The 15,832-nt window shown below is 35.7% G+C and carries 30 protein-coding genes and 1 tRNA gene; 16 read left to right on the forward strand and 15 right to left on the reverse strand.

Going from position 1 to position 15,832, the window contains the following annotated elements; translation table 11 throughout:
* From ssb to K7G93_RS02805, 7 genes are all read right to left on the reverse strand, one after another.
* On the reverse strand, nucleotides 1-468 hold the full coding sequence (ssb, locus tag K7G93_RS02775; RefSeq protein ID WP_228400426.1) for a single-stranded DNA-binding protein: 468 nt from the start codon (nucleotides 466-468) through the stop codon (nucleotides 1-3).
* 10 nt (nucleotides 469-478) lie between these two features.
* Complete coding sequence (locus K7G93_RS02780; RefSeq protein ID WP_228400427.1) at nucleotides 479-1,180, reverse strand: ERF family protein; 702 nt, start codon at nucleotides 1,178-1,180, stop codon at nucleotides 479-481.
* 42 nt (nucleotides 1,181-1,222) lie between these two features.
* A complete protein-coding gene (locus tag K7G93_RS02785) occupies nucleotides 1,223-1,867 on the reverse strand; it encodes a ribonuclease H-like domain-containing protein (RefSeq protein ID WP_228400428.1) in 645 nt (214 codons plus the stop codon).
* 172 nt (nucleotides 1,868-2,039) lie between these two features.
* The gene (locus K7G93_RS02790) at nucleotides 2,040-2,201 is read right to left on the reverse strand and encodes a hypothetical protein (protein ID WP_228400429.1); all 162 of its coding nucleotides are present in this window, start codon (nucleotides 2,199-2,201) and stop codon (nucleotides 2,040-2,042) included.
* A gap of 9 nt (nucleotides 2,202-2,210) precedes the next feature.
* Nucleotides 2,211-2,453, reverse strand: coding sequence for a hypothetical protein (locus K7G93_RS02795; RefSeq protein ID WP_228400430.1), 243 nt, complete (start codon nucleotides 2,451-2,453; stop codon nucleotides 2,211-2,213).
* A gap of 84 nt (nucleotides 2,454-2,537) precedes the next feature.
* The gene (locus K7G93_RS02800) at nucleotides 2,538-3,185 is read right to left on the reverse strand and encodes a BRO-N domain-containing protein (protein WP_228400431.1); all 648 of its coding nucleotides are present in this window, start codon (nucleotides 3,183-3,185) and stop codon (nucleotides 2,538-2,540) included.
* Nucleotides 3,186-3,441: 256 nt separating this feature from the next.
* Nucleotides 3,442-3,765 carry a hypothetical protein gene (locus K7G93_RS02805; RefSeq protein WP_228400432.1) on the reverse strand — a complete coding sequence of 108 codons (324 nt, stop codon included), beginning with the start codon at nucleotides 3,763-3,765 and terminating at the stop codon, nucleotides 3,442-3,444.
* A gap of 394 nt (nucleotides 3,766-4,159) precedes the next feature.
* Between K7G93_RS02805 and K7G93_RS02810 the strand changes: the two genes are divergently transcribed.
* Nucleotides 4,160-4,354: a hypothetical protein gene (locus K7G93_RS02810; RefSeq protein WP_014391459.1), complete on the forward strand. Its 195-nt coding sequence runs from the start codon at nucleotides 4,160-4,162 to the stop codon at nucleotides 4,352-4,354.
* Here K7G93_RS02810 and K7G93_RS02815 read toward each other — a convergent pair.
* The 6 genes from K7G93_RS02815 to K7G93_RS02840 form a co-directional block, all read right to left on the reverse strand.
* Complete coding sequence (locus tag K7G93_RS02815) at nucleotides 4,335-4,505, reverse strand: hypothetical protein (RefSeq protein WP_014391460.1); 171 nt, start codon at nucleotides 4,503-4,505, stop codon at nucleotides 4,335-4,337. The two genes, K7G93_RS02810 and K7G93_RS02815, sit on opposite strands and share 20 nt — an antisense overlap.
* A gap of 12 nt (nucleotides 4,506-4,517) precedes the next feature.
* Nucleotides 4,518-4,748 (reverse strand): hypothetical protein, encoded by a 231-nt coding sequence (locus tag K7G93_RS02820; RefSeq protein ID WP_228400433.1) that lies wholly within the window; start codon nucleotides 4,746-4,748, stop codon nucleotides 4,518-4,520.
* Between the two features lie 629 nt (nucleotides 4,749-5,377).
* Nucleotides 5,378-6,025 carry a hypothetical protein gene (locus K7G93_RS02825; protein ID WP_226690754.1) on the reverse strand — a complete coding sequence of 216 codons (648 nt, stop codon included), beginning with the start codon at nucleotides 6,023-6,025 and terminating at the stop codon, nucleotides 5,378-5,380.
* Nucleotides 6,025-6,393, reverse strand: a complete 369-nt coding sequence (locus K7G93_RS02830; RefSeq protein WP_115322769.1) for a hypothetical protein — start codon at nucleotides 6,391-6,393, stop codon at nucleotides 6,025-6,027. The genes K7G93_RS02825 and K7G93_RS02830 overlap by 1 nt, the downstream gene beginning before the upstream one ends.
* Nucleotides 6,393-7,241, reverse strand: a complete 849-nt coding sequence (locus tag K7G93_RS02835; protein WP_115322768.1) for a ParA family protein — start codon at nucleotides 7,239-7,241, stop codon at nucleotides 6,393-6,395. The genes K7G93_RS02830 and K7G93_RS02835 overlap by 1 nt, the downstream gene beginning before the upstream one ends.
* 108 nt (nucleotides 7,242-7,349) lie before the next feature.
* Entirely contained in the window at nucleotides 7,350-8,027 is a 678-nt protein-coding gene (locus K7G93_RS02840; RefSeq protein WP_104228277.1) for an XRE family transcriptional regulator, read from the reverse strand.
* A 124-nt stretch (nucleotides 8,028-8,151) separates the two neighbouring features.
* Here K7G93_RS02840 and K7G93_RS02845 point away from each other — a divergent pair, with 124 nt between their 5' ends.
* From K7G93_RS02845 to lysC, 15 genes are all read left to right on the forward strand, one after another.
* A complete protein-coding gene (locus tag K7G93_RS02845; protein ID WP_046340046.1) occupies nucleotides 8,152-8,349 on the forward strand; it encodes a helix-turn-helix domain-containing protein in 198 nt (65 codons plus the stop codon).
* 48 nt (nucleotides 8,350-8,397) lie between these two features.
* A complete protein-coding gene (locus tag K7G93_RS02850) occupies nucleotides 8,398-8,850 on the forward strand; it encodes a phage regulatory CII family protein (protein ID WP_228400434.1) in 453 nt (150 codons plus the stop codon).
* Nucleotides 8,847-9,047 (forward strand): hypothetical protein, encoded by a 201-nt coding sequence (locus K7G93_RS02855; protein ID WP_228400435.1) that lies wholly within the window; start codon nucleotides 8,847-8,849, stop codon nucleotides 9,045-9,047. Before K7G93_RS02850 ends, K7G93_RS02855 begins: the two co-directional genes overlap by 4 nt.
* A 48-nt stretch (nucleotides 9,048-9,095) precedes the next feature.
* Complete coding sequence (locus K7G93_RS02860) at nucleotides 9,096-9,326, forward strand: helix-turn-helix domain-containing protein (RefSeq protein WP_228400436.1); 231 nt, start codon at nucleotides 9,096-9,098, stop codon at nucleotides 9,324-9,326.
* Between the two features lies 1 nt (nucleotide 9,327).
* The gene (locus K7G93_RS02865; protein WP_228400437.1) at nucleotides 9,328-9,681 is read left to right on the forward strand and encodes an HNH endonuclease; all 354 of its coding nucleotides are present in this window, start codon (nucleotides 9,328-9,330) and stop codon (nucleotides 9,679-9,681) included.
* A gap of 1 nt (nucleotide 9,682) precedes the next feature.
* The gene (locus K7G93_RS02870) at nucleotides 9,683-10,549 is read left to right on the forward strand and encodes a DNA replication protein (protein ID WP_228400438.1); all 867 of its coding nucleotides are present in this window, start codon (nucleotides 9,683-9,685) and stop codon (nucleotides 10,547-10,549) included.
* Nucleotides 10,546-11,901: a replicative DNA helicase gene (locus K7G93_RS02875; RefSeq protein WP_191134833.1), complete on the forward strand. Its 1,356-nt coding sequence runs from the start codon at nucleotides 10,546-10,548 to the stop codon at nucleotides 11,899-11,901. The genes K7G93_RS02870 and K7G93_RS02875 overlap by 4 nt, the downstream gene beginning before the upstream one ends.
* Nucleotides 11,902-11,903: 2 nt before the next feature.
* Nucleotides 11,904-12,329 (forward strand): recombination protein NinB, encoded by a 426-nt coding sequence (locus tag K7G93_RS02880; RefSeq protein ID WP_191134832.1) that lies wholly within the window; start codon nucleotides 11,904-11,906, stop codon nucleotides 12,327-12,329.
* Nucleotides 12,330-12,402: 73 nt separating this feature from the next.
* Nucleotides 12,403-13,005 carry a recombination protein NinG gene (locus K7G93_RS02885; protein WP_228400439.1) on the forward strand — a complete coding sequence of 201 codons (603 nt, stop codon included), beginning with the start codon at nucleotides 12,403-12,405 and terminating at the stop codon, nucleotides 13,003-13,005.
* A complete protein-coding gene (locus K7G93_RS02890; RefSeq protein WP_191134830.1) occupies nucleotides 13,006-13,467 on the forward strand; it encodes an antiterminator Q family protein in 462 nt (153 codons plus the stop codon). It begins immediately after the preceding gene.
* A 184-nt stretch (nucleotides 13,468-13,651) separates the two neighbouring features.
* A tRNA-Asn gene (locus tag K7G93_RS02895) sits at nucleotides 13,652-13,727 on the forward strand.
* A 66-nt stretch (nucleotides 13,728-13,793) separates the two neighbouring features.
* Entirely contained in the window at nucleotides 13,794-14,090 is a 297-nt protein-coding gene (locus K7G93_RS02900) for a hypothetical protein (protein WP_014390733.1), read from the forward strand.
* Entirely contained in the window at nucleotides 14,087-14,617 is a 531-nt protein-coding gene (locus tag K7G93_RS02905; RefSeq protein WP_226690745.1) for a lysozyme, read from the forward strand. Before K7G93_RS02900 ends, K7G93_RS02905 begins: the two co-directional genes overlap by 4 nt.
* Complete coding sequence (locus tag K7G93_RS02910; protein ID WP_226690744.1) at nucleotides 14,590-14,913, forward strand: DUF2570 family protein; 324 nt, start codon at nucleotides 14,590-14,592, stop codon at nucleotides 14,911-14,913. Before K7G93_RS02905 ends, K7G93_RS02910 begins: the two co-directional genes overlap by 28 nt.
* Nucleotides 14,819-15,100 carry an Rz1-like lysis system protein LysC gene (gene lysC, locus K7G93_RS02915; RefSeq protein ID WP_444544244.1) on the forward strand — a complete coding sequence of 94 codons (282 nt, stop codon included), beginning with the start codon at nucleotides 14,819-14,821 and terminating at the stop codon, nucleotides 15,098-15,100. Before K7G93_RS02910 ends, lysC begins: the two co-directional genes overlap by 95 nt.
* A 32-nt stretch (nucleotides 15,101-15,132) precedes the next feature.
* Here the strand turns inward: lysC and K7G93_RS02920 are convergent, their stop codons facing one another.
* Nucleotides 15,133-15,567, reverse strand: a complete 435-nt coding sequence (locus K7G93_RS02920; RefSeq protein ID WP_226690742.1) for a type II toxin-antitoxin system HicB family antitoxin — start codon at nucleotides 15,565-15,567, stop codon at nucleotides 15,133-15,135.
* 28 nt (nucleotides 15,568-15,595) lie between these two features.
* Nucleotides 15,596-15,778: a type II toxin-antitoxin system HicA family toxin gene (locus K7G93_RS02925; protein ID WP_016533497.1), complete on the reverse strand. Its 183-nt coding sequence runs from the start codon at nucleotides 15,776-15,778 to the stop codon at nucleotides 15,596-15,598.
* Nucleotides 15,779-15,832 lie beyond the last annotated feature (54 nt).

Genomic DNA, 15,832 nt, shown 5'->3' on the forward strand with positions numbered 1-15,832 from the left:
TCAGAACGGGATATTATCCTCTTCAAAGTTATCTGCTTGTGGCGGTACAGGCTTTCCACTTTTCGCATTCGCATAAGCATTGTTTTGCAGTGCTTGTGCGTTAGCTTGTGCGTTAGCTTGTGCTTGTGAATCTTGGCGACTGTCTAGCATTTGTAATACGTCGCCTTGAATCTCTGTGGTGTAGCGGTCTTGCCCGTTTTGGTCTTGCCATTTACGGGTTCTTAAGCGCCCTTCTACATACACTTTAGAACCTTTCTTGAGATACTGCCCGCAAATTTCTGCTTGGCGGCGATAGAATACGATGCGGTGCCATTCGGTTACTTCCCGACGTTCGCCAGTTTGTTTATCATTCCAAGCCTCGCTTGTAGCTACACTGATATTAGCCACAAGGTCGCCATTTGGCATTGTGCGGATATCAGGATCGTTTCCCAAATTTCCGACTATAATTACTTTATTGACTCCAGCCATTATTTACTCCTTACATAAAGCTCAATACTTTGTCGTTATACATAACATTAAACTCATCTATTTTATCTGGATGTTTATCTTCAACCCATTTGATGAACTGATCATAAAGACTAGTCAATTCTTCTTTTGATTTGCATTGGTTTAATCTCTCATTAACCATCTCATTAAAAGGCTTTTTAGTTTGACCAGAACTCATATTCTGCTGGATTGGTGGCTTTGAGTTGCCTTGCGATTTTTGCTTTGGGGTATCTTCAGTCTTCTTGAAATCTTGAGAATCTATTGCATCACATTCCACAATCTCCAAGGCAGCCATATATAAATAACGTCTTTGATATGTTTGTAATGCCCCTATTGATTGCATTAGATTGTTTGACGCTATAGGCGAACCATCTTTTGTTAAAATAGGAACAGTAGGCATTGGCGAAGTAAATTCAATTTTCCCATCACTTTCTGAATCAAAAATAGTGAGAGTTGCCAATTTATCTGTGAAACTAACTACGCTACACATTTTTAATTCTTCAAAAATTTTGTTAACTTCTGGCAAAAAATCGCCTAATTCAAAATAGGGCATTGGTTCATCAGAAGTGAAGGTTTTGCCATCTTTTCCTGTTTTATAAACTTTTACTTTTATAAAACTGTTCTTACCTGTTTTTTCCAAACCTTTATCTTGCAATTTAACTCTAGCTTGCGCTAACTTGTGATAAATGCTCATTTTATTCTCCAATAATAAGCTGCTTGATTAGCAGCTTATGGTTCAATCTTGAAATGTCATTCGTTTATATACTTGTCGCACGCGCTCAACATCTTTTGCGCAATATTCTGCGACTTCATTAATCTTGCCTGCTTGTACAAAGTCCCAAACTTTCGATCCATCAATATCACCTTTTTGCTCTATGCCAAGTACTTTGCATAACTTATCTAGTGATACAGTGCCTTTATATCCAGCCCATTCTGTCATTGTGTCAAAAGTGTTTATTTTGGTTTGAGTGTAATAAGGCTTCACACCATTGATTACTGAGCGTTGGAAGATAAAACGGTAATCAAAATTAACAATGTTATGACCAATGAAAATAGGAGCTGTCATAGATTTACTTGCATGCTCTCGTAAGTAGTCATTAAAGCGTTGCAAGATGTCAATTTCTCGATGTTTTGCTTGCCAATCCTCGAGATAGAAAAGCACTGGTTCTTGTTCGTCAATCGCAACACCAATCACAATAATCTCGCCAAAAGCACCATCTAATGATGTTTTATTTACTGCCTCATCTTTATTTTCAGCTAGCCATTTATCAATCGTTTCTTGATTTTTATAGTTGGCAGGTGGTTTTAAGCTATCGCATACATATTCTTGGAAATCTTTGTTTTGTGTTGGGATAGTTTCAATATCAATATAAACCTTCATAGTTAAACCTCTTAGAATGGAAATGTTGTGTTGTATTTTTGTAAGATTCGATAAATTGAGTTAGTGTCAATTTCACCGTTAAAGATCCACTTTTTAAGCTGTCTCAATTTTTTCTTTCTTTTCATTGCATAAATGCGATCTGTTTTCTTTCTATTAACTTTCTCGGTCATAATTAACCTCTGTCGCCGTTGTGATATTTAATATTCTGTTCTATAAACCGATCATCATCGCAATCATCAGGATCGCCTTCTGTTTCTCCCTTTTGCTCAAACTGTGCGTAATAATCTTGATCGCTGTCGCACTGCCAAGCAGGCAAAAAACGTCTGTTTCTCATAATTACACCTTAATTTTTAGAATCTTTTCTTCGAGAATCATAAAATTCCTGAATAATCATCGTTTGTTTCATTAAGTACTGCTCAGCTTCTTCTGTGAGTGTGACTTGATTGTCTCCGTGTTCAATAATCCATTCTGCTTTTGCTTGCGCTTCCCAGTCGATTTCTGATGCGTTGGCTGGATGACAGCTAACACCTAAAATAAACGCGAGAATGAATACTGCTAGCAGGTTCCATAGATTGATGTGTTTCATAATCGTTTCCTTTTTGTTCAATTTGCTGAATTTTGGGTGCAGAAAACCGCCACACGATAAAGTGCGGTCAGTTTTCAGTGAGTTTTAATTGAGTAGGTTGTTTACGGCTTTAACGAGTGCTAAGCGTTCGGTGTTAGAGTGAACGTATTTCTTCGCTTTCGCCATAACCTGTTCTAAAGGATGTTTGAAATTATAGAGATACTGTCCGCCAATTTGGCTTTCCATTAACTTGGCAATATTTGTATTCTGTAACTTCTCCTGCATTTCGTGTGCTTGGAAACAGTAGCTATACAACTGGATAATTAAAGCGAGCGTTTCTTCGCTGTTTTGAATGGCTGTGAGGTTTAAATCAGGTTCAGGTAAGGCAAGTTGTTGTGGTTGAACTTCATATTTACCCGTTTTTCTGATTTGGGGTAGGACTTCTGCTGTCACCCATTTTCTGAAACGGTGTGGAGTTGATCCTTTTTTCACTGCATCACGGCAACGTAAAATTAAAGTGTACATTCCACTTTCGGAAACTAAATTTACTTTATCATTACCTTTACTTATGCCCTGAATTGAATTCAGGGCTACCTCGTCTTCATCTAAATTCAAAATAGCTTTAGTTGGGCTTGATAGCTCAAGTGCTTTGCAAAGATCAGCTACAACAAACCAAGGTTCATTGTTAATAGATAAAGTGCGGATGATATGAGTTTCAAAAAGGAATGTTGAGAGTTGAGTTTTTGTAGTCATTTTGACTGCTCCTGTTAGATTTTCTGAAAATTACCATTTTCTGACAAATGGTGCCGAGAGGTTCAGAACCCTCCTAACAGGTAAGGGTGGACGTATTCCCCGAAGGTATTGTATTAGTCGCCCTCTCGACGTTGCGAGATATCGGCATAAAAAAAGATCGCTTTTGGCGATCTGCTTACTACCGCCTGTTAGAAAAAGGTTCTGACACCTTGAGGCAGATAGTAAAATAAAAGGGTGGTGGTTGTCAAATAAAAGATTAAGTGAAAGGATAAGGATTAGGATTAGGGGCAAGTGATTCTTTGTCACATAATTTATGATATATTGCAATTGCTTGTTGATGATTAGAGGCTGTTACACCAGCTAATTTAGGGTCATGATATAAAAATGTATCTCCATTATCTATAATCTCATTATTATGAAAAGCGTCATCTCGTTCATCTTGTAACTTTTCAGCCTCCCGAATAGCACTCTCTTCATTAATTCCATTTTCTGAGATCTGATTAGCTGCTTCCCATAAAATGCATCTTCTTCTATTATCTTCATCATCTTGCATTTGCTGATTTAAACGCCAGTCATCCATAGATTACTCCTATATAATTAGTATAAGATTGATATATTATTATGCTTTATATTTTCCATTTGATCACTTAGTAGGTGACAGGGTTCAACTACCGATCCTAGTCGGCGGAGCTTATTTCCACGAGGGTATTGTATTCGGCTCTCTCGCCCCGTCATAACTTGGCAATACCTAAAATTTAGGCATAAAAAAACCACTTTTAATTCGGAGTGTCGTAACCGACTAGGATTTGATAGTGCGGTTATCTTAATCCGAAAGAGCGGTGGGTGTCAATGCGGTTTTTTAACGAGAACCACAAAACTCGCCCTTACTTGTCACCACAACACATAAGGAATTGATTTTATTTTGTGCTAGCTGTATATTTTTAAATACCACAACACAAAATAAGGATTAAGTTATGAAGAAATCAACAGCTGACTTTTTAGCTTATGAATTTGCAAAGGCTCATTATGATAAAGCTGGGTTAAACTTTCATAAAAGTAACGCAAAAGCCATCGGTGAGTTTATTGCCGCACTATCATCTGAATTTCAAGAAAAGCTCGATGATTTTGATAGTGACACCGTAGAAAAATTTAAGAATTTATCAAAATAAACGCTTTCTTAAGTTCTTCTGCAAAATTTAAAACATCACCTCTATCGCATTTTGCGTGATGTAAGATGGTTTCCCAAATTTGTTCTTTAACTTCTTTGGGTAGTTTGTTTTTATTTTCTTCAGCTTCAATAACAGTAATTACTACTTTCATATTTATATCCTTTTATCTGATTAATTCTCTACACCCCAATCTACGTTTCTGTACAGCTCTTACTGTATTAATGCCTAATTGCCCTCTATTGCAGTTATAATTCGCAATATCCGTTAATTTCTTGGCTTTAACTGGAACATCAATCAAAGCCGCATTAATGCGATTAGATTGCTTTTTACTGCATAATTGCTTTTGTCTTTCTTTAAGACGTTTAGCCTGTTTTAGCATTTTTGATACTTTCATATCGTTTGCTCCTTTCTCTCTCATTTGAAAGCACACTCACTTGTTTAAATGCGCTTTAAAATGAATCTTGATTTATGTCGCTAGCACGTGGGAGTCATAATCAAGTAACTCAATTCCACTTAACCAAATTGTGTCGCAATCACAGACTACTTAATCAATAAGGCTATATTTGATTAACTTGTGATGTGTAGATTTTTAAAGAGCAGTGAGATGTGTATCTCGTTTTGTTGTGTGCATTAAATCAAAAATTTACATTAATGTAAATATATAGTTTAATTAATAAATATTAAATTTATTAATTTTGTAAATATATGATTGATTCTAAAAGAAAAATATTTTTGAAATTTTTTGATTAATTGCTGAATTTGTGAGCTATGTCACAGAAAAGAGGGGGACTTCAAAAACAAAGCACAAATGGATTAGTGAATCAAAAATTGGGGGGATTTGATTGGATAATGAATTGAGGGTAAAGAAAAACCGCCAGTGTGGCGGTTTATTGTTCAATAATTAAAAAAGTTGGTAAATGTTTTCAGTCATTCTGAATAACTGCTTTACTGTCAAAGTAGTAGTATATTATAGGAATAAGTAAAGATACTACAAACTTTAGCAAGTCTATCTTTAGAGTAAGATTAGCTGCTAAACTGACTGAGATATTGTTGATATATTGCGTTACCTACTAGATATTTTAGTTGGGATTTAGCACGATGAAATGTAGCATCAACACAATCACTCTCTTCAAAAATGAAATATTTAATGAAGTAATTTATAACATTAAGTAAGTGATTGACTGCAGTACTTACGGAAGAGAAAGTTTGTCTTTCACATTCTAGGAAAGCATTTGAATAGTTAAGATTGGCGATATGATTGTTATGCACATAATTACAACACTCAACATATTCACTATTGAGTTTATCCCTAATACTTTTTTGTTTTTGAGAAAATTCATTAAATAGCTCTCTTACGCCTGTATTATCTGTATTTCCCTTATACAAAGCACAACGAAGGAAATTTTCAATCGCAGAGCGTAAATTAAAGTAGAAATAACGCTCCTGATTTGTTTTTATACAATGCATTGCGTAAAGTAAATCACTAAACATACCTCTAAAAAAGTTATTCTCTTGGTTTCTTTTTTTAATAATATAAAGAAATGTCATTCTCTTTATAATACATCTCACATTATTTTTATCGGTACTTTCTGATAAATTAGACCAGGAATCCAATTCAGCATAAAAATTATCAAGTGATTTTTGATATATAAAAGGTTCTAGTTTTACCATTATTGCAAGATACTTCTAATCAATGCTTGTATTTCATTCAAGTTTGAAGTTGATTTTTGACGCTTAGTTGTTTTCTTTTCTTCTTGATAGTCAATTAATAATAGTATTAATTTTTTTAACTTCCTTGCATCTTCTTTATTGTATTTACTAGAAATAATTTCTTTTAATAGTTTTCCAACAAGGAGTGTTCTAGACTTTAAAACATAAGGTTTAAAGGAAATGTTATAAATTTCAAATATGATCTGGGCAATATCAGAATTCTTTTTGAAGATCTTTTTCTCGTATAAGATTTCAGTAAGGGCGCCACAAAATTCAAATTGATTTCGATATCCATCTAATGTTTTAATTTTATAAAGTGTCTTTTCCATTATTGTGTACCCTCTAATTTTTTAATAAGCTCCTCTGAAATAGCCTTAATGTCATTTTTTGATTTAGTGTAGCTAGAAGCAATATTCCCTTGGTTTCCTACCATTAAATCACGAACATAGGACAAGTGATTGAGGAAAAATGGTAAATCCCTTATTTTGTCTGTATTTTCTAGACCTTCTTTTAACCTTATTGTTTTCTGAGTCATTGAGTCTTCAATATGAGTATAGATAATACCAAGTGGTTTTATTGGCAAGTCCTCTTCATATGCTATATTGTTTATCACACTAAGTAAACTGGAAACACCAAGAATTGAGTATTGATCTATTTTTACAGGGGTAATATAAAAATCAGATGCAATTAATGCTGCATCGGTATACATTGAAATAGTTGGTGGACAATCAATAAAAATATAATCATATTCATCTTTTAATTTGTTTTCATCAATAAATTTTTTAATACGTTTATATTTTGTATTATCTGTTTTATTGCTATCGAAGATAAGGTTAATATCTCCAAGAATAAGCCCTAGGTTTGTAGATAATTGATATATAAGTCCCTTGCCAGGCACTTTACTTTGTGAATAAATATCATCAGGTCGATGAAATATTTTTCGAATTGAATGAGTGTCTAATAATTCAATATATCTTTCGCTGAGATCATATTTAGTCATAAAAGATTGTGTTGAGTTGAATTGTGGGTCGACATCAATGACAAGTATTTTCTTCCCCATTTCATTAGCAATATAATCCGCTAATCCGATACACAGAGTTGTTTTTCCAACACCTCCTTTCATATTAATAAAACTAATTACCTTAGCTTGCTTCACTGGTATATTCTGTTCACTCATTTCACCCCTCCTTTTATTTACAGTAAAATTTAGAATCTACAAACATAACCTACGCTAAATAGCTAAATTCTCTAATCACAAAGCACAGACCACCAAAAGACTTTGCTATCAACCACCACGCCAAACTTGGCGACCTATAATATTTAATTCACTTAATTGATCCTCGCCTACTTCAATTGGCTTATATTCAGGATTAAAGCTAAGCAGTGTGATTTTGTCGCCATTGCGTACAACTTGCTTGATATAAAAATTGTTTTTATACGTTAAAGCGTAGATCTCACCATCAACAATATCCGTATCGTGAATATTAACAATCACAGTGTCCCAATCTTTTAAAACTGGATACATACTGTGTCCACGAACAAACATTGCTTTGCAGCTTTCTGGTGTTAGATTTTTCTGTTTAAACCAAGCCTGTCTAAATAATAAAGGTTCTTCTGATTTTCTAGGTATCCATTCAACAACACACCCTTTGCCCGTTCCAGCTGATAGTTTCACATCATATAAATCGATCTCAATGTGAGTGTCGCTGTAATCCTTATCTTCTATTACTGCGACTTCATTTTTATCAAGAATATCTTCACTACCTAATAGCCAATTCACTGAATATCCATATTTCTCGCAAATCAATCTAGCTGAATCAATACTAATTTTTCCATTTTTAAACCAATTATTTACAGCTTGAGGAGTTTTGTTTGACACTCTGGCTAGCTCTGCCTTGCTTGCCCCAGACTCATCTAATATTTGCTGTAATCGTTCAATGACAAGTTTGTCTCTGTTATCCATATAGTCCTCCATTTTTCAAAGTGTAAACAAAATATTTACTTTTGCAATAAATCTAATGTTTACATTGGTAAACTTATGATTTATTATTATTGTTGGATTTAATCAATTAAATGTTGAGGTATTTATGACACCTATTGAAAAAGCAATTCAGGCTGTTGGCTCTCAAGCCAAATTGGCTCAGGCAGTAGGAAAAACATCTCAATTTATTTATCGGATGAAAAAATCTGGTGGAAAAATTTCTACTCAAGATGTTTCTGCCGATAAATGGAAAGAGGTAACTGGTCTTCCTAAAAGCGAGTTATTCCCTGAGTTTCAGGATTAACTTACCAACTAACTAAAAAACAATCTTCAAGAAAAGGAATTATTTTTCATGAATAGCAAAGAGATACAGAGACTGTTACACAGAGACTGTAAAAACAGCTCTGGTGGTATCACATCACTGGCTTACACGCTAGAGAAGTCGCCAAACATTCTTGGCAACAAACTCAATGTAGATTGTGAACAGAACCAACTGAGTTTTATAGAAGCAATCGAGCTTATCGCCACCGTTCAAAGCAAGAAAACGATCTCAGCAATAGCAGCACAAATCGATCACATCGTTGTGCCTATGCCTAGATGTGCTGATTGCGGTCAAGACGTTCTAGCAAGATTTCTAGATATTGCGGAATCAAGCGGACGAATTGGCAAGGAAATTAAAAGTGCGGTGAGTTCTGATTCAGAGCTTGGACGTAATTTATCTCAACGTGAGAAACAAAAAATCTTAGCAGAAGTGGAGCAGTTAATTGAGCAAGCTATCTGTTTGAAATTGGAGTTAGCGCAATGAATACAGAAGAATTTATCACTAAGCAACTACGCAATTTCTTATCACAGGGGGGGGTAGATGTGATAACAGCTAATGAAATTATTTCTACCTGCATTCAAGAATACCGTCAACGTAGCTCATTTAAACCAGACGTGATGACATATTTATTAGATAAAGCCAAGAAATTGGCGAGAAAAACAAAGAAAAAAGGCAAATAAAAAACCACCGTTGCAGCGGTGGCTAATTAATTTATAGGAATTAATAACATGGAAAATATTAATTTAAACGAAAGCGAAAGTAAAGCACAAAGTGCACAGATTTTAAAAGCGTTAAAAAATGGCGAGAAACTCACTCACCTTGATGCTGAAAGACGTTTTAACTGCTTACGCCTTGGTGCACGTATTCATGAACTTAAAAAGCGTGGTTATGAAATCAAATCTCAAATGATTACAGTTCCAAACGGTAAACGAGTAGCACAGTATTCGATGGTGGTGTGATATGTGTAAAACCTTCAGTAAATCTAAGAGATTAAAAATTGCAGAAAAATGTAATTGGCATTGCGCCTATTGTGGATTGAAGCTTTCTCATTCAACTCTCGTTATAGATCACGTCATACCTAAATATGATGGTGGTTCAAATGATATATCCAATCTACTGCCTAGCTGTATTTCTTGTAATAGCACAAAAGGCAAGAAAACACTTGAGCAATTTCGGTTTTTTATTGAGTTCCGTAATGCTGTTCCAGAAATGACATTTAATCAATCACAAATGGAGTTTTTACGTCAAAAAGGAGTTCTAGAGCAAATTGGGGATTTTAAGAAGGTTAAATTCTTCTTTGAGGTGGGGTTTTAGTATGAGTGTAGGAAAGTTACTTATTGATGATCAGCCATTACAAGTATTGCCAGAGCTAGCAAAAGCTATTGGTTTGAACGAAGCTATTTTTGTCCAACAACTCCATTACTTCTTAAATATCAGCAAGCACAAATACGAAGATCGTATTTGGATATATAACACTATTGATGAGTGGTGCGAAATATTTCCTTTTTGGTCGAAAAAAACAATACAGAGAACAATTAAAAGGCTTGAGGAAATGGGTTTGATTTTATCTACAAACAAATTGAACAAAATGAAAATGGATAAAACAAAATGGTACTCAATTGCTTATGAAAAAATTGAAGAATTGACTAGTCAAAATGACCAGATGCGATGTGACCAAAATGGTTCATCCATGAGGTCAAAATGGGATGATCGATATAGTCAAAATGACCAGATGTCATGTGGTCAAAATGACCATACCAATAACCAAAGAAAAGACTTCTATACAGAAGAAAATACCCCCTTACCCCCTAAAGGTGAATCAGCTAACGCTGATGATGTGCCAGTTGCTGAAAATAAAAAACAACGTTCACTGAATATCGACTATGTGGGAATTGGAAAAGCGTACAACCAATGTGTAGCTGAAACTGGTAAAAATCTACCGTCACTTGCAGATCCTGAAAACCTAAGCCAAGCACGAAAGCGCAAAATCAAAATACTTGCTGCAGTGATGAAAAAACGCTTTGGCTCTTGTGATGCAGAAACATTTAAAAATTATTTCTTGGATTTTATGAAGTCGGCAAGGTCTTTTTACTTTGGTGAGAACGAACGTGGTTGGCGTGCTGATTTTGAGTATATCTTGAGTGAAAAAATCATGGATAAAACAATCGAGGGATCGCTATGAAAAACACAACGTATGACCTTGAATACAGTTTAATCGGTTCATTTCTTTCTGGTGGTTTAACGGCTCAAGCTCGTGAAGTGATGACATGGTTAGAACCTGAAATGTTTGCCACTTATCAACTTGGTTCAATGTATAACAACATTCGCAAACAAGCACGCAAAGATAACGTGATTGATATTATTTTATTACACCAAGATTTTGGTGAAGACTTTGCCAATTTAGCGGAGATTATGAAAAACACAATCACATCCGCAAATCTCACAGGATATGCGCATAAAGTACGGTCATTTTGGGTTAATCGCACTGCACAAAAAACGATGCTTGAAATGGCAGCAAAACTATCTCAAGCAAGAGATGAACAGGCAGAAAAAATTACAGAAAAAGCACTTTCTGAAATGCAAAAGCTTTTAAGCAGCAAAGTTGAAGTTAAGCCTATCGTAATGGGGGAGTTAGTTGATGAATATATCGATGTCTTAGAAAAACGCAGCAAACAAGATTTCAACTCAAGACTTCTTCATACAGGCATTGAGGCTGTAGATAACATTTTAGGTGGCATTAATCCGACTGATATTGTTGTGATTGCTGGTCGTCCTGGAATGGGTAAAACCGAGTTTGCTTTAACGCTCACTCGTAATATTGCAGAACAAAAAGGTGCAGTTTTATTTTTTAGCTTAGAGATGGCCAATCAACAATTAATGGACCGTATTTTAAGCGCTAATGCAAATGTTCCAGTCAGAAAGCTCCGCAATCCAAATAGCATGGATCAAACTGAATTTGGTCGTGTAGGTGATGGGCTAGGGAAAATCAAAGACCATCACATTTACTTTGTCGATCGTGGTGGTTTATCAGCAAATGAAATTGTATCTATCACAGAAAGTCATTTAAGTAATACAGGACCACTTTCAGCAATCTGTATTGACTATCTAGGGTTAATGAATCATGGATCGCTTAAAAATGCTAACAAAAGCCAATTAATTGAGGATTCATTAAGTACGCTTAAAACGTTCGCTAAGAACTTTAATGTGCCAATCATCTTACTAAGTCAGTTAAACCGTGAGGTTGATTCTCGTAGTGATAAACGTCCTCAAAACTCTGATTTAAGAGATAGTGGTTCAATCGAACAGGATGCCAGCCAAATCATTATGCTTTACAGAGAAAAGGCATACAAAAAAGATAGCGACAACGATTATTCAGAAGCCATTATTACTAAGAACCGTTTTGGCGAGCTTGGAACAGCTTATATGAAGTTTGATAAAGGGCATTTTGTCGATTGCGATCAGGCTATGGCATATCAATTCGTTAATGAAAAGCCAGCTAATACCGAAATTAAGAACTATGGGAGAAGAAATTAAATATGGAAATTAAAAACCAGTTCTTATTAAGCTCAGAACAAGTGCGGTCAAATTGCCAGAATTTTATCGCGCAACTCCCTATCGACGATGATAAACCACTAGTTGTCGATATTAAGCCAAGAACTAGAAACCTTGAGCAAAACGCTAAATTCCACGCTATGTGCCAAGACGTTGCAAACCAGCTTGAGTTTATGGGACGTAAGCTAACGATGGAACAATGGAAAGTGCTGTTTATTTCAGGTCATGCGATGGCCATCAATGAAAAAGCAGATGTTGTACCAGGTCTAGAGGGTGAGTTCGTAAACATTCGTGAAAGCTCAGCAAAAATGAGTGTTAAACGCATGGCAAGCTTAATTGAGTATGTGACGGCTTACGGTGTAAGTCATGGTGTTAGATTTAATGATAAATACGGATTTTGGGGGAAATAATGGAAGATTTTTTAATTGTAATTGTGTCACTAGGAATGTTGTTTTTGGGCTGTATGTTGATGGGTGATTTTCTATGACTAAAAAAACAAAACCATTAAATCGCAAATGTAAAATCTGCGGAACAAAATTCCAAACAAACTTCTTTAATGTGCAATGGTGTAGTCCAGAATGTGGAGCGGAGTTGGCAACACAACGGTTAAAAAAAGAAAGAGAAAAAGCAGCAAAAAAACGCGAAAGGGAAGAGAAAAAACGAATTAAAGAAATTAAAGAGAGAATAAAGCCTAAAAGAACGTTGTTATCTGATGCGCAAGAAGCAGTTAATAAATATATTCGCACAAGAGACATGAATAAATGTTGCATTTCATGCGGAAAACCACTTATAGCAGAGAAATTAGGCGGTGGGTTTGATGCTGGCCACTATCGTAACCGAAGTACTTCACCACACTTACGGTTTTATACATTAAATATTCATGGGCAATGCAAGAAATGCAATAACTATCTAGGAGGAAATTATAGTCAATTCAGAATTGGCTTAATTGAACGTCTAGGTATTGAGAAAGTCGAGCAAATAGAAGCAGACCAAAGACCAAGACATTACTCAAAAGATGACTTGAGACGGATTAAAAAAATCTTCAATAAAAAAGCAAGAATGTTGGAAAAGCGTAAGGGGTTATAAGTGGGAGACAAATTATTAGAAAAACCAAGAAAGGAATGGGTTCAAAACCACTTAGATGCTTGGGGAGCTTGGGCTTTTAATGGTTTAGATTTTGACGGTCAAACAAATATTATTGCAAAACTAATGCTGGAGGCAAATGGAAATAAAAATTCAAAGCAGGACAGAAAGATGTGTGATGATGAACTAGGATTAGTGATTAGCTCTGTTATAGGGCATTGTATCAAAACGCCATCTCCAGAAGACTATAAGTATATTGAGGCTAAATATATATTTAATTTATCCAATTACTCAATAGCTCAATTTCAACACGCAAAAGATAAGTCTATTTCATTTAATGCTTGGTATAAAAGAATTAATCAAAGCATAGACTCATCAGAATGGATAATTGCTAAGTTTCTTGATTATGCTCTTAAAAATCACAAAAATGCAGATAAATTGCAAAAGTTTGCTTTTAACGTGTAAAAAGTATTGACTCTGGTGTAGTTTTCATATATCGTATGAGTTAATGGTGGTCGTAGTGTAAGTATGATTCACCGCAGGGGTAAGAGTTGGTACTCAGGTGTGCTTACACACTCCCAAAAAAACGTTCGATTCGTTTACTTATCCCATTCAACAAAACCTAGCCTTAAAGCTAGGTATTTTTTTAGGATAGTTAACTCAGTTGGTAGAGTGGCTGGCTGTTAACCAGTATGTCGCAGGTTCAAATCCTGCACTGTCCGCCAAATTCACAAGCTCAGTCTTCACGGACTGGGCTTTTTTATTGCCCCAAAAGCAAGGGGGTGGAGATTATGAAAATGAAAGATGCTGGGACGCAATCATATATCTGGTCGGGATTTAGTGGCTTACTTGCTTGGCTTGGAGATCAACAAAACTTGATGATGGTTAGTCTTGCGATCGGTATTGTTACCGCTCTCGTTAACTTATCCTCAAAGTTTCATGAGCGAAGAGTTCGAATTAGAGAAGAAGCCAGAAAACTCAAAACGAGAGAAGAAGAAAGAAAAATTAGAATTCGCGACGAAGAACGAAAAGAAGAACTTCACAGGCTTCACGTAGAGCGATTAAAAAAAGGGCTTGATATCGAATGAAACACGCCAAGAAGATAACAGCTTGTTCTGTTGCAATGATTATCGCTGTTGTTATGTCTGATTACTCTAATGAGATTCGCACAGGTGAACGTGGACTAGAAATCATTGGTAATGCTGAGGGCTGCGCTCGTGAGCCTTATAGATGTCCTGCTGATGTTCTAACGGTTGGTATTGGCTCAACAGAATTAAGCGGACTTCAAATTGAACGTAAAAAATATTCAGATGAAGAAATTGCTCAACGTTGGGTAAATGACATTAAAGTTGCAGAGAAATGTGTTAATGACTGGGCTAACGGGAAGAATTTGCCGCAAGGTGCATTTGAGGCAATAGTATCAATCACATTTAATGTCGGATGTTCTAAGCTTAAGCATTCTACATTGTTTAAGCACGCTAAAAATGGTGATATTCAAGCAATGTGCGATCAGTTTCCACGTTGGAAATACGCTAGCGGTAAAGTATTACGTGGACTTGAAATCCGCAGACAAAAGGAACGTGAGCTATGTTTAGCCGACTTACACAAATCTTGATCGTCGTAATTTTGGGCTTGTGTGTCGCGTTGTGGTTCCAGTTCCAATCTATTTCTAACTTAAAAGCCAGAAACACCATTCAAGCCCAAATCATTTCTCAACAGAGCGAAAGTATCAAAAAGCTTAAACAGCAAGAAGAAATCAACAGACAGCTAACGCTTGAGATTAGTCGATTGGAATCAGAAGCAAGGATTAAATCAGATGAAGCTATTGAAAGTATTTCAGAACAAGAGAGAAGTGCTAAAGCTTATAATGCTAATGCTCCTCGTAGCGTTATTGAGTTCTTGCGCCAGTAAACCAGTAGCGCAAGTCTGCCCTGCAATTCCAGCAGCATTACTCGCCCATTTAGATAAAACAGGCTTTAACGGTAATACTTACGGTGATGTTTCAAAGTACGCAGTGATACTCAAACGTGAAAGAGATGTTTGCTTAAATCGAGTTGATAAGATTCGAGAGTGGCAAACAGAAAACGCACAGAATTAAAAGAGGCATAGATATTTCACTATGCCTTTTTATTATAAAGATGATGATAACTCTCGTTGAGAAGCTACTGCTAAGAAATGACTACGGTCTTTATAGATTGGATTATTAGCTACACGCTGGTCTATTCTATCAATTAGATATTGCGGTAATACAATATTAACACGCTGGCGTTTACCAAAGTAAGCAGTGATATCTACATCGATTAGTAACCAACTATCGCAATATTGAAAATCTTCTTGCTCTTTATAGTGAAGAAATCCTAAATCTTTAATTTGGGAAATATCAAAATTATCTTCGACCATCATTTCTAAGATGGTATGGATTGTATCAGTTACCATTGGAACAATTTCTTCGACAGTATCTGCACCACTAAAACAAGAGTAAGTTTCATTAAAAAGCGCAGGCACACATAAGCCAAACGCTTCATTTTCATTTTTTGGCGTTTCAACGCCAATGGTAAATAACATATAACCTCCTAGATAGGACTCGGCAGAGCTATAAAAGCCCTGCCGATTTCTTTATGGATCTGACAGTACCTATTGGTAAATCTTTCTTGGGATGCGGAACAGGAAACGTCTTTCCTGTTTTAGGTGAATACCATATATGGTGCGACCCTTTACATCTCAATTCAGTACATCCAATTGCTGTCAGTTCCTTGATTAAGTCGTGTGAGTTCACGTGATACCTCCTTTGCCTTAATCAAATACTATTATACACACACATACACACAAG

The organism is Pasteurella canis (genome assembly GCF_020810675.1).
Lineage (GTDB): Bacteria > Pseudomonadota > Gammaproteobacteria > Enterobacterales > Pasteurellaceae > Pasteurella > Pasteurella canis.

Coding starts and splice junctions, on each gene's coding strand:
- ssb (WP_228400426.1), bottom strand. CDS start 468: ATGGCTGGAGTCAATAAAGTAATTATAGTCGGAAATTTGGGAAACGAT.
- K7G93_RS02780 (WP_228400427.1), bottom strand. CDS start 1,180: ATGAGCATTTATCACAAGTTAGCGCAAGCTAGAGTTAAATTGCAAGAT.
- K7G93_RS02785 (WP_228400428.1), bottom strand. CDS start 1,867: ATGAAGGTTTATATTGATATTGAAACTATCCCAACACAAAACAAAGAT.
- K7G93_RS02790 (WP_228400429.1), bottom strand. CDS start 2,201: ATGAGAAACAGACGTTTTTTGCCTGCTTGGCAGTGCGACAGCGATCAA.
- K7G93_RS02795 (WP_228400430.1), bottom strand. CDS start 2,453: ATGAAACACATCAATCTATGGAACCTGCTAGCAGTATTCATTCTCGCG.
- K7G93_RS02800 (WP_228400431.1), bottom strand. CDS start 3,185: ATGACTACAAAAACTCAACTCTCAACATTCCTTTTTGAAACTCATATC.
- K7G93_RS02805 (WP_228400432.1), bottom strand. CDS start 3,765: ATGGATGACTGGCGTTTAAATCAGCAAATGCAAGATGATGAAGATAAT.
- K7G93_RS02810 (WP_014391459.1), top strand. CDS start 4,160: ATGAAGAAATCAACAGCTGACTTTTTAGCTTATGAATTTGCAAAGGCT.
- K7G93_RS02815 (WP_014391460.1), bottom strand. CDS start 4,505: ATGAAAGTAGTAATTACTGTTATTGAAGCTGAAGAAAATAAAAACAAA.
- K7G93_RS02820 (WP_228400433.1), bottom strand. CDS start 4,748: ATGAAAGTATCAAAAATGCTAAAACAGGCTAAACGTCTTAAAGAAAGA.
- K7G93_RS02825 (WP_226690754.1), bottom strand. CDS start 6,025: ATGGTAAAACTAGAACCTTTTATATATCAAAAATCACTTGATAATTTT.
- K7G93_RS02830 (WP_115322769.1), bottom strand. CDS start 6,393: ATGGAAAAGACACTTTATAAAATTAAAACATTAGATGGATATCGAAAT.
- K7G93_RS02835 (WP_115322768.1), bottom strand. CDS start 7,241: ATGAGTGAACAGAATATACCAGTGAAGCAAGCTAAGGTAATTAGTTTT.
- K7G93_RS02840 (WP_104228277.1), bottom strand. CDS start 8,027: ATGGATAACAGAGACAAACTTGTCATTGAACGATTACAGCAAATATTA.
- K7G93_RS02845 (WP_046340046.1), top strand. CDS start 8,152: ATGACACCTATTGAAAAAGCAATTCAGGCTGTTGGCTCTCAAGCCAAA.
- K7G93_RS02850 (WP_228400434.1), top strand. CDS start 8,398: ATGAATAGCAAAGAGATACAGAGACTGTTACACAGAGACTGTAAAAAC.
- K7G93_RS02855 (WP_228400435.1), top strand. CDS start 8,847: ATGAATACAGAAGAATTTATCACTAAGCAACTACGCAATTTCTTATCA.
- K7G93_RS02860 (WP_228400436.1), top strand. CDS start 9,096: ATGGAAAATATTAATTTAAACGAAAGCGAAAGTAAAGCACAAAGTGCA.
- K7G93_RS02865 (WP_228400437.1), top strand. CDS start 9,328: ATGTGTAAAACCTTCAGTAAATCTAAGAGATTAAAAATTGCAGAAAAA.
- K7G93_RS02870 (WP_228400438.1), top strand. CDS start 9,683: ATGAGTGTAGGAAAGTTACTTATTGATGATCAGCCATTACAAGTATTG.
- K7G93_RS02875 (WP_191134833.1), top strand. CDS start 10,546: ATGAAAAACACAACGTATGACCTTGAATACAGTTTAATCGGTTCATTT.
- K7G93_RS02880 (WP_191134832.1), top strand. CDS start 11,904: ATGGAAATTAAAAACCAGTTCTTATTAAGCTCAGAACAAGTGCGGTCA.
- K7G93_RS02885 (WP_228400439.1), top strand. CDS start 12,403: ATGACTAAAAAAACAAAACCATTAAATCGCAAATGTAAAATCTGCGGA.
- K7G93_RS02900 (WP_014390733.1), top strand. CDS start 13,794: ATGAAAATGAAAGATGCTGGGACGCAATCATATATCTGGTCGGGATTT.
- K7G93_RS02905 (WP_226690745.1), top strand. CDS start 14,087: ATGAAACACGCCAAGAAGATAACAGCTTGTTCTGTTGCAATGATTATC.
- K7G93_RS02910 (WP_226690744.1), top strand. CDS start 14,590: ATGTTTAGCCGACTTACACAAATCTTGATCGTCGTAATTTTGGGCTTG.
- lysC (WP_444544244.1), top strand. CDS start 14,819: ATGAAGCTATTGAAAGTATTTCAGAACAAGAGAGAAGTGCTAAAGCTT.
- K7G93_RS02920 (WP_226690742.1), bottom strand. CDS start 15,567: ATGTTATTTACCATTGGCGTTGAAACGCCAAAAAATGAAAATGAAGCG.